Annotated in this window: 2 protein-coding genes; both read left to right on the top strand. The window is 50.0% G+C overall.

Going from position 1 to position 1,023, the window contains the following annotated elements; translation table 11 throughout:
* The coding region (locus HMPREF0240_RS24880; RefSeq protein ID WP_207636772.1) for a hypothetical protein at positions 1-285 on the top strand (285 nt) is incomplete at its 5' end.
* Positions 282-1,010 carry a FoF1 ATP synthase subunit a gene (locus HMPREF0240_RS23225; RefSeq protein ID WP_009005829.1) on the top strand — a complete coding sequence of 243 codons (729 nt, stop codon included), beginning with the start codon at positions 282-284 and terminating at the stop codon, positions 1,008-1,010. The genes HMPREF0240_RS24880 and HMPREF0240_RS23225, both read left to right, overlap by 4 nt.
* Positions 1,011-1,023 lie beyond the last annotated feature (13 nt).

The raw sequence follows: 1,023 nt of genomic DNA, 5'->3' as shown, positions 1-1,023 counted from the left end.
CTCCTGTGGGGAGCCGGTTACAAGGCCATGGCTGGGCTGCTTCTGGGATCCGCAGCCGCGTTCGCTAATTATTTATTATTAAAATTGGCGGTATGCCGGCTGTTGGGTGTCAGGAACATTTTTGTTGTCCAGATATTTCTTTTCCGGTACCTGCTGTACATTGCAGCCGCTTATATTTCAATGCGGACCGGCAGCGTTGCTGTCATCATGTACGCAGCCGGAATCATAGGCTTATCGCTGTCTATTCTCATCGTATATGGAATAGGAGGAGTAAAAAATCAATGATAAACGTTGAAGAACTCGGCGCCCGGATTATCCTTGGCTTCGGAGAGGGAAAGCTGTTTATCACAGAGAGTACATTGTTTGGAATCCTGATTGCCGTGATCCTGGCCGTTTTGGGCATCTGGCTCGGAAGCGGACTCAAGACCGTGCCGAAAGGAAAACAGGTAGCTGCGGAGTTTATTGTGGGCTGGGTTTATAAGTTTACAGAGGGCAACATGGGGAAGGAGAACAAGTCCTATGCGCCCTATGTGGGAAGCATTCTGGGGTTCGTATTCTTTGCGAGCTGCCTGGGGCTGTTCGGGATCCGTCCGATCACGGCAGACTTAAACGTGGCGTTTGCGCTGTCTGGACTGACGTTCCTTATGATCCTGAGCAACTCACTCAGGGTGCATGGAGTGAAAGGGAAACTCAAAGAGATGTGTGACCCGTATCCGTTCATGTTCCCGCTGAAGATCCTGGAGGAGTGTACACTTCCAATCTCCCTGGGGCTCCGGCTTTTCGGGAACATACTGGGAGGGTTCATCGTAATCGAACTGTGGCTGCATCTGATGACGCATCTGAGCAGCATGGTCACAACAGTTCCGTTTCTGCGGGCGGTTACGGTACTGCCGCTGAACGCGATCTTCGATATAGCGGAACCGTTAATCCAAACGTACATATTTACCACGCTGACCGTGATTAATCTGGGAGCAGCAGTAAAAATAATGTCTGTGGGACACAGCGAGTAAAAGAAAAAAGAAA

Source organism: Clostridium sp. D5 (assembly GCF_000190355.1).
Classification (GTDB): Bacteria; Bacillota; Clostridia; order Lachnospirales; family Lachnospiraceae; genus Faecalicatena; species Faecalicatena fissicatena_A.
The sequence above is the reverse complement of the archived record's forward strand: the minus strand, read 5'-3'. Positions and strand labels throughout refer to the sequence as shown.

Bases quoted from the DNA above. Each gene is read 5' to 3' on its own strand.
- HMPREF0240_RS23225 (WP_009005829.1), top strand. From the start codon at position 282: ATGATAAACGTTGAAGAACTCGGCGCCCGGATTATCCTTGGCTTCGGA.